We start from the raw sequence: 8,827 nt of genomic DNA on the forward strand, positions 1-8,827 counted from the left end.
GCCCCTCCGGGGCACCTTCTCCCGCAGGCAGGAGAAGGGAACCCCTCCCGTCAGCTTGAAAGGCAGCCGCCCCGTCCCCACGGTACAATCCGCTCCGCCATGAAAAAGGGCGCCCCGCGCCCTTTTTTCGTTGCGGGCCCCGGGGGACCGGCGGCCCGTGCCACGATTCCCAACCGGTACCTCCATGCTCAATCGCCTGCTCACCAGCGTCTTCGGCAGCCGCAACGATCGCCTCGTCAAACAACTCGAGAAGGTGGCCCAGAAGGTCAACGCCCTGGAGCCGCAGATGCAGGCGCTCTCCGATGCCGACCTCCAGGCCAAGACGCCGGAATTCAAGCAGCGGCTGGCCAAGGGCGAAACGCTCGACCAGCTGCTGCCGGAAGTGTTCGCGGTCTGCCGCGAGGCCAGCCAGCGCGTGCTCGGCATGCGCCACTACGACGTCCAGCTGATCGGCGGCATGGTCCTGCACATGGGCAAGATCGCCGAGATGCGCACCGGCGAGGGCAAGACCCTGGTGGCCACGCTGCCGGTCTACCTCAACGCCCTGGAAGGCAAGGGCGTGCACGTGGTGACGGTCAACGACTACCTGGCCCGGCGCGACGCCGCGCAGATGGGCAAGCTCTACAACTGGCTCGGCCTCAGCGTGGGCGTGGTCTACCCCGGCATGCCGCACGGCGACAAGCACGCCGCCTACGGCGCCGACATCACCTACGGCACCAACAACGAGTTCGGCTTCGACTACCTGCGCGACAACATGGCGCTGTCCAAGGCCGACCGCTACCAGCGCGGCCTGCACTACGCCATCGTCGACGAGGTCGATTCGATCCTGATCGACGAGGCGCGCACCCCGCTGATCATCTCCGGCCCGGCCGACGAGAGCCCGGAGCTGTACATCAAGGTCAACCGCGTGGTGCCCTCGCTGGTGCGCCAGGCCACCGAGGACGGCGAGGGCGACTTCTGGGTCGACGAGAAGCAGAAGCAGGTGCACCTGTCCGAGGCCGGCCAGGAGCACGCCGAGGAACTGCTGCGCCGCGCCGGCATCCTCGGCGAGGACGAGGGGCTGTACGACCCCCAGAACATCCACGTCGTCCACCACCTCAACGCCGCCATGCGCGCGCATGCGATCTACCAGCGCGACGTGGACTACATCGTGCGCGACGGCGAGGTGGTGATCGTCGACGAGTTCACCGGCCGCACCCTGACCGGGCGCCGCTGGTCCGACGGCCTGCACCAGGCGGTCGAGGCGAAGGAGGGGGTGCCTGTCCAGCGCGAGAACCAGACGCTGGCCAGCATCACCTTCCAAAACCTGTTCCGCATGTACGGCAAGCTCGCCGGCATGACCGGTACCGCGGATACCGAGGCCTACGAGTTCCAGAGCATCTACGGGCTGGAAGTGGTGGTGATCCCGACCCATCGCCCGATGATCCGCAAGGACCACCCCGACGCCGTGTTCCTCAACCGCGCCGGCAAGTACCGCGCGGTCGCGCGCGAGATCAAGGAATGCCACGAGCGCGGCCAGCCGGTGCTGGTGGGCACCACCTCGATCGAGGTCTCGGAACTGCTGTCGGACCAGCTCAAGGCCGAGGGCATTCCCCACGAGGTGCTCAACGCCAAGCAGCACGAGCGCGAGGCGCAGATCATCGCCCACGCCGGCCGCCCGGGCGCGGTGACCATCGCCACCAACATGGCCGGCCGCGGCACCGACATCGTGCTCGGCGGCTCGCTGGAAGCCGAGCTGCACGAACTCGGCGAGGACGCCACCGACGAGCAGAAGGCCGCCGTGCGCGCCGCCTGGCAGGCTCGCCACGACCAGGTGGTGGCCGCCGGCGGCCTGCACATCATCGGTACCGAGCGCCACGAGTCGCGGCGCATCGACAACCAGCTGCGCGGCCGTTCCGGCCGCCAGGGCGATCCCGGCTCCAGCCGCTTCTACCTGTCGCTGGAAGACAACCTGATGCGCATCTTTGCCGCCGACTGGGTGCAGCGGGTCATGGCGCGCATGGGCCTGCAGGAAGACGACATCATCGAGTCGCCGCTGGTGACCAAGCAGATCGCCAACGCGCAGCGCAAGGTCGAGGCGCACAACTTCGACATCCGCAAGAACCTGCTCGACTTCGACGACGTCAACAACGACCAGCGCAAGGTCATCTACGGCCAGCGCGACGAGCTGCTCGACGCCGAGAGCGTCAAGGACAACATCGACGGCATCCGCGGCGACGTGGTCGCGGACCTGGTGGCGCGCTTCGTGCCGCCGGAATCGATCGATTCGCAGTGGGACCTGCCGGGGCTGGAATCCGCCCTGGAACAGGAATTCGGCCTGCGCACCGACCTGCAGGCGCTGCTGCGCGACCAGGAGCAGCTCGATGCCGAAGGCATCGCCGCGCACGTGCAGGCCGAGGTCGACGCGCTGTTCGAGGCCAAGGAGCGCCAGATCGGCTCGGAGACCATGCGGATGCTGGAGAAGCACCTCATGCTCAACGTGCTCGACCAGAGCTGGAAGGAGCACCTGGCGCGGATGGACTACCTGCGCCAGGGCATCTACCTGCGCGGCTACGCGCAGAAGCAGCCGAAGCAGGAGTACAAGCGCGAGGCGTTCGTGCTGTTCTCGGAGATGCTCGACAAGGTCAAGCGCGAGGTGGTGACGCTGCTGGCGCGGGTGCGCGTGCGCAGCGAGGAGGAAATCGCGGCGATGGAGGCGCAGGAGCGCCGCCAGATCGAGGAGCAGCTCAACCGGGCGCAGTTCCAGCATGCCGACGCCGGCGGCTACGGCGCCGACGAGGAGGCCGAGCAGGCGCTGCGGCAGCGCGCGCAGCCGATGCCGGGCGCGCCGGTCACCCGCGAGGCGCCGAAGGTGGGCCGCAACGATCCCTGCCCCTGCGGCAGCGGCAAGAAGTACAAGCACTGCCACGGGCAACTCAGCTGAGGCCGGGTCGGCCCGTATGCGGGCTGCCCATCCAGCTCGTTACGTCCGTGCTGCGCACGGACATCCTTTTAGCCGTCCCTTCTCCCGCGTGCGGGAGAAGGTGCCCGCAGGGCGGATGAGGGTTCCCGCATGCGGGAGAGGGGGCCAAATCGAATCCGCAGAAGGTTCGTGCCAATCCGGCCTCCGGATGCGACTTCGTTTCGCGCACATGCGTCGGCGAGTTGACGAGGTCCGGAAATCGGGCTGCGATTGCCCGCAGCGCGGTTGTTGCCGATGATGTCGCCATGAGCGAGCAGGACGGTGCCGTGCCCGTGGAGGTGGTGGCGGGCGTGATCACGGACGCGCGCGGCCGCGTGCTGCTGACCCGCAGGACCGAGGGCCGCGACCTGGCCGGGCTGTGGGAATTCCCCGGCGGCAAGCGCGAGCCGGGGGAGACGCCCGAGGCCGCGCTGGTGCGCGAGCTCCACGAAGAGCTGGGCATCCACGCCCGCGTCGGCGCGCCGCTGATCGCGGTGCCGCAAGCCTATCCGCACAAGCGCCTGCGCCTGGACGTACGCCGCATCGACGGCTGGCGGGGCGTGCCGAAGGGCCGCGAAGGCCAGGCGATGGCCTGGGTGCCGCAGGACAAGCTCGCCCGCTACGCCATGCCGCCTGCCGACCGTCCCGTGGTGGCCGCGCTGCACCAGCCGGATCGCTACGCGGTGACCCCCGCACCGGCGGCCGACGAGGCGGACGAAGCCTGGCTCGCCGGCGTGGAACGGGTGCTGGCCTCGGGCGCGCGTCGGCTGCAGGTGCGCCTGCCCGGCGTGGACGACGACCGACGCGGGCGCCTGGCGGCCGCCGCCGCCGTGCTCGCGCGCGCCGTCGGCGCGGAGGTGCTGATCAACGGCGACCCCGCGCTCGCCACGTCCCTCGGACTCGGCCTGCACCTGCCCGCCGCGCGACTGATGGCGCTGGCGCGGCGACCGGTCGCGGCCGACGTCCCCCTCGGCGCGTCCTGCCACAACGCGGAGGAGCTGCGGCAGGCCGAAGCCATCGGCTGCGACTTCGCGGTGCTCGGCCCGGTGGCGCCCACCGCCAGCCATCCCGACGCCGCGGGACTCGGCTGGGCCGGCTTCGCGGCGCTGCGCGAGACGGTCTCGCTGCCGATCTACGCCATCGGCGGCCTGGGCCCCGAGGCCATCGCCAGCGCGCGCGACCACGGCGCCCAGGGCGTCGCCGGCATCCGCGCATTCTGGTCGCCGGGCCGGGACGTCGTCGGCTAGGCGAAGTGCGCCGCGCCTTCGACCTGGCGTCAAGACCGCCGCACGCGGCCCGCCCGCTGGATCAGTCGCGCCCCGTCGCACGATCCAGACGCCTGCGCAGCGACCGCAATCTCTGCTGCAGCGCTGCGGGAGGCAGGGTCATCGCCATGGCTCGCATGCACCGCTGCAGGTGGTCGGGGTGCGTGCGCAGGCGATCCAGCGCTCGTTGCATGTCCAGGACGACGCCATCCCCGTAGGCGGTGCTGGCCTTGTCGATCGCGGGACGAAGCCTGCGCGGCGGCAGATCCATCATCGCCAGGTCGATCGCATCGCGGGAAAACGCGCTGTCGTCGCGCCAGCGGTCTGAATTGGCGAGCAGTTTGCTGGCCGCCATGTCGGTCGGCGAGAGCGTGGGAACGCCGCAGACGACGTCGCTGCGGCCGGGGGCGTCCAGTGCGATACGCGCTTCGCGGACGATCTCGAACTTGATGCGCTGGCCCTCGACCAGCAGTGCCGTGCGGATCCCGTACTGGTCGGCGCGGATATCGCGTGCCAAACGCAGTGGCGATGCATCATCGCGTTGCAGTGCGCCGAGACCGGCGGGCCCGGTCAGCGACTGCCGCAGTCGCCGGTAGCCGTCGGGTTCGGACACCAGAAAGTCGATATCGACCGATTCCCGGTACTCGCCGTACCGCAGCGCGATGGCGGTACCGCCACCGAACAGGCAAGCCAGCGCTCGCAGGCGCCGGCCATCGAGCGATTCGAGCACGGATGCGATCCGGCGGTGATGCGGTCGTTCAAACACGCAGTCTGTCTTCCCCGTAGACTCGCCGCAGCATCTGGATCAACGCCGTTTCGGCGGGCTCGAGCAGATCGGGCTGGAGATGCCGCCAGTTGCGCTCGTACAGTCCGAGCGCCTCCGAAGGCGACAGCGTCTGAGCGTCGTCGCCGACCTGCCATGCCAGGTGCCGCAACTGGGGATAGTCGGCCAGCCGGATGCGTAGCGGCAAGGCGGCGTCCGGCGATGTTCCGCGCTCGGTCGCTTCGCCGCCGGGGGCCAGGAGCCTCAGGTCCAGTCCCAGCACGTGCGCGGCGGCGAGCCACGAGCCGAGCGCAACCGTCGATTCGCCCTTCTCGAGCCGGTGCCATGTCACCCGGGACACATGCGCGGCTTCGGCCGCCGCAGTGACGCTGATGCCCAGCGCCTTGCGACGCTCGCGTAATGCCTGGCCCAGGGCCGCGGCCGCGTGCCGTTCGAAGGGAAGTTCAGCGGCCGGGCGAGCAGGCATAGCGGTTCCTTGCGGAAAGTGTTTCTCATAATATGCAAATCGGTCAAATTGTAAATCATGAGATACGTTTTTTGAGCGAGAGCCGCGATGAAAACGCCCCGCCCCCTCAGGCCGCAGGAGATCGGCGCGTGGTGTCCCCGCTGCGTTCCGCCAGCCGTCGATAGTGCGCGTCGAGCGCGGCGACGTGGGCATCGAGCGCTTCGAGCGGGGCGTCGTTGTAGATCACGTCGTCGGCGATCGCCAGCCGCGCCTCGCGGGTGGCCTGGGCGGCGAGCATGCGCTCGGCGAGCGCGGCGTCGATGCCGTCGCGCCGCTGCAGGCGGGCGAGCTGCACCTCGGCCGGCACGTCCACGACCAGCACGCGGTCGATCCAGGGGTAGGGGCCGAGCCCGCTCTCGGCCAGCAGCGGGATCGCCGCGATCGCGTAGGGGCCCGGCGCGGCTTCGCACGCCGCCCGCAGGCGCGCGCGGACCTGCGGGTGCACGATGGCTTCCAGCCGCTTGCGCGCCGCCGCGTCGGCGAACACGAGCCGGCGCATCCGCGCGCGATCGAGGCTGCCGTCCGGTTGCAGGATTTCGGGCCCGAACGCCTCGACCACCGCGGCCAGGCCGGCGCTGCCCGCCGCCACCGCCTCGCGCGCGGCGGCGTCGGCATCGGCGACCGCCACGCCCAGCGCGGCGAAGCGCTTCTCCACCTCGCTCTTGCCCGAGGCGATGCCGCCGGTCAGGCCGATGACGTAGCCGCTCATGCCGGCGCCCCCGGGCCGGCGTCGCGCGCCGCCGCCGCGTCCGGATCCTGGACCAGGCGGATGTTCTGCGCGGTGGGCGCCAGCGTGATGCCCTGCGCGCGCAGGCGCCGCAGCAGTTCGAACAGCACCTCGCTGCGGGTCCCGCCGACGATGCGCGGGGAGCGGGTGAAGCCGACGGCGGTGATCGCGATCGAGGCGTTGGCGATGCCGTCCAGCGTCACCGATGGCGCCGGCTCGTCGAGCACGGCCGGGTTCTGGGCGAAGACCTCCAGCAGGGTCGCGCGCACGGCGTCCACGTCGGTGTCGAGCGGGACCGAGAACTGCACCAGCACCCGGCCCAGCGGATCGGCCAGGGTTACGTTGCGTACCGGCTTGGTGATGAAATCGGAATTGGGCACGATGACCGTCGAGCGGTCGGCGACCAGGATCTCGGTGGCGCGCACGTTGATCTTCTTCACGTCGCCCTCGAACTCGCCCACGCTGACCCAGTCGCCGATCTTCACCGGGCGCTCCGCCAGCAGGATCAGCCCGGAAATGAAGTTCTGCGTGATCGCCTGCAGGCCGAAGCCGATGCCCACCGACAGCGCGCCCACCACCAGCCCGATCTGCTGGATGCTGATGCCCAGCGCCGCGAGGCCCATCGCCGCCACCAGGGTGACCCCGAAGTAGCGGGCCACGGTGGCCACGGAGTTGCGCGAGGCGCTGTCCAGGTCGGTGGCCGGCAGGTAGCGCTCGACCAGCCAGGCGTGCGCGGCCTGGACGGCCGCCCAGCCGCCGCCGAGGATGACGAGCGCCTTGGCCACGCCGGCGGGTGCGATCGTCACCTCGCCGATGCGCAGCCCGCCGGCGGCCATCGACAGCAGTTCGCGCCAACCGGAGAAGCTGGTGCCCAGCGGCGCCAGGACCAGGCCGGCGGCCATCAGCACCAGGGCCACCTTGGTCACCGCCGCGACGATCAGCCCGGCCTGCTGCATGCGCCGCCGCGGGATACCGGCGGCGCTCGCGGTGGCCGCGGCCATGCGGCTGTCGCAGCCGAACAGCATCCCGCACAGGTCGTCCACCCCGACCCACAGCAGGTAGAGCAGCGCGGCCACGATCGTGACCCAGACCACTTCGCGCCCCACCAGCAACGCGAACTGGAAGTAGCCCAGGCACAGCGCGGCCAGCAGCAACAGCACCGCCAGGCGCATCGCCGCCAGCAGCACCCGCAGCGCGGCCGCCAGGTGCACGGCGCCGCCATCGCGGCCGCCGGTGTGGAGGCGCTCGCGCCGCACGCCGATCGCCAGCAGGCCGTAGCTGAGCGCCACCGCGCCGGTGACCACCGCGCCGAGCGCGTCGTTGGGCCGGATCGCTTCGGCGATCGCCTCCACCAGCCGGTCGAGGAAGATCAGGCCGCCGGCCAGCCACGGGTAGCGCCGCAGCCGCCCGACGATGTCGTCGGGCAGCGGCGGCAGCCGCCAGCTCGCGTTGTTGGGCAGCAGCAGGCCGTTGCCCAGCGTGGCCGCCAGCGCGCCCAGCACCGCCGCGGCGACGCCGGCATCGGCCAGGCGCTCCATGACCTCCGAGGCCGGCTGGCCCCAGCGCAGGAACTGCGAGAGCAGGTAGGCGGCCACGCCGATGCAGGCCGTGCCCGAGGCGACCACCCACAGGGCGAGCGCGGAGCGGCGCAGCCGACCGCCCGGGGTGTGACGGATCGCGTAGTTGCGGCCCAGCCGCCGCAGCAGGCGCCGGACCGGCCAGGCCAGCGCCAGCGCCAGCAGCGCGGTGCCGATGGCCGCGGCGGCGCCGAAGCGGGCGATGGCATCGCCGACCGTGCGCTCGAGGGTGTTGAGGAAGGCCTGGACTCGCTGGCGGTCGGCCGGAAGATCCTCGGCCACCGAGCGCCACAGCCGCGGCCCCAGCGGCGAGCCGAAGCGCTCGGACAGCGTGGCGCCGAGGCGGCGGTTCTGGGCGGAGGCCGCCGCATCGCGCAGATCGCGCACGTCGAGCGCCAGCAGCCGGCCGCGCGCGACCGCGCTGTCGAGCGAGGAGACGCGGTCGGCCAGCTCCTGCCGGCGGCGGCGAACGTCGGCGTCCTCCGCCGACGCGTCCGCGGGCGCCGGCCCCAGTTCCTCCGCCCGCGCCTGGGCCGCCTTCGATTCGGTTTCCAGCGTGCGCACCGCCTCCTGCACGCGCACCTCCAGCGCCACCGCGGCATCGCGCAGCTGGACGAACTCGGCGGTCTCCTGGGCCTGCGGCAGCCGGTCGCGCAGCGTCTGCAGTTCGCCCGAGGCGGCGGACAGGGCGGCGATCGCGGCATCGGCCGGCGTGGCGGGGACTTCCTGCGCGGCGTCGGGCGCCTGCGCCCAGGCGGGCCAAGCCAGCGGCAGCAACAGGCAGAGCAGCAGCGCCCAGGCCGGGGCGGTGGGCGCCCGGCGCGGGGCCGGGAATGGGGCGTGAACGGCGCGAAGGGCTGGGGACGTCATGCGGACCGGCGGGCAGGGCGTGCCCGCCATTGTGGCGCGAGCCGGCGTGATGTCCACGCGCAGCGCGAGGACGATCCCTTCCCCCGCAAGCGGGGGGCACGCTGTTTTTCCCTTCCCCCGCAAGCGGGGGAAGGCGCCGAAGGCGGATGGGGGCACGC

Annotated in this window: 6 protein-coding genes; 2 read left to right on the top strand and 4 right to left on the bottom strand. The window is 71.6% G+C overall.

Annotation, left to right across the window (positions count from 1 at the left end; all coding sequences use genetic code 11):
• Positions 1-184: 184 nt before the first annotated feature.
• Both secA and Z164_RS0104005 read left to right on the top strand, forming a co-directional pair.
• The gene (secA, locus tag Z164_RS0104000; RefSeq protein ID WP_024889450.1) at positions 185-2,923 is read left to right on the top strand and encodes a preprotein translocase subunit SecA; all 2,739 of its coding nucleotides are present in this window, start codon (positions 185-187) and stop codon (positions 2,921-2,923) included.
• A gap of 284 nt (positions 2,924-3,207) precedes the next feature.
• Positions 3,208-4,188 carry a Nudix family hydrolase gene (locus Z164_RS0104005; RefSeq protein WP_024889451.1) on the top strand — a complete coding sequence of 327 codons (981 nt, stop codon included), beginning with the start codon at positions 3,208-3,210 and terminating at the stop codon, positions 4,186-4,188.
• 61 nt (positions 4,189-4,249) lie between these two features.
• Here Z164_RS0104005 and Z164_RS0104010 read toward each other — a convergent pair whose 3' ends face one another.
• The 4 genes from Z164_RS0104010 to Z164_RS0104025 all read right to left on the bottom strand — a co-directional run bounded on the left by Z164_RS0104010 (position 4,250) and on the right by Z164_RS0104025 (position 8,669).
• Positions 4,250-4,936, bottom strand: a complete 687-nt coding sequence (locus tag Z164_RS0104010; protein WP_236621742.1) for a nucleotidyl transferase AbiEii/AbiGii toxin family protein — start codon at positions 4,934-4,936, stop codon at positions 4,250-4,252.
• Between the two features lie 28 nt (positions 4,937-4,964).
• A complete protein-coding gene (locus Z164_RS21710; RefSeq protein WP_024889453.1) occupies positions 4,965-5,456 on the bottom strand; it encodes a helix-turn-helix transcriptional regulator in 492 nt (163 codons plus the stop codon).
• Positions 5,457-5,562: 106 nt separating this feature from the next.
• The gene (gene coaE / locus Z164_RS0104020) at positions 5,563-6,204 is read right to left on the bottom strand and encodes a dephospho-CoA kinase (RefSeq protein WP_024889454.1); all 642 of its coding nucleotides are present in this window, start codon (positions 6,202-6,204) and stop codon (positions 5,563-5,565) included.
• Positions 6,201-8,669 (bottom strand): DUF3772 domain-containing protein, encoded by a 2,469-nt coding sequence (locus Z164_RS0104025; protein WP_152540852.1) that lies wholly within the window; start codon positions 8,667-8,669, stop codon positions 6,201-6,203. Before Z164_RS0104025 ends, coaE begins: the two co-directional genes overlap by 4 nt.
• Positions 8,670-8,827 lie beyond the last annotated feature (158 nt).

Origin of the sequence: Luteimonas huabeiensis HB2 (genome assembly GCF_000559025.1) — a bacterium.
Lineage (GTDB): Bacteria > Pseudomonadota > Gammaproteobacteria > Xanthomonadales > Xanthomonadaceae > Luteimonas > Luteimonas huabeiensis.

Coding starts and splice junctions, on each gene's coding strand:
- secA (WP_024889450.1), top strand. CDS start 185: ATGCTCAATCGCCTGCTCACCAGCGTCTTCGGCAGCCGCAACGATCGC.
- Z164_RS0104005 (WP_024889451.1), top strand. CDS start 3,208: ATGAGCGAGCAGGACGGTGCCGTGCCCGTGGAGGTGGTGGCGGGCGTG.
- Z164_RS21710 (WP_024889453.1), bottom strand. CDS start 5,456: ATGCCTGCTCGCCCGGCCGCTGAACTTCCCTTCGAACGGCACGCGGCC.
- coaE (WP_024889454.1), bottom strand. CDS start 6,204: ATGAGCGGCTACGTCATCGGCCTGACCGGCGGCATCGCCTCGGGCAAG.
- Z164_RS0104025 (WP_152540852.1), bottom strand. CDS start 8,669: ATGACGTCCCCAGCCCTTCGCGCCGTTCACGCCCCATTCCCGGCCCCG.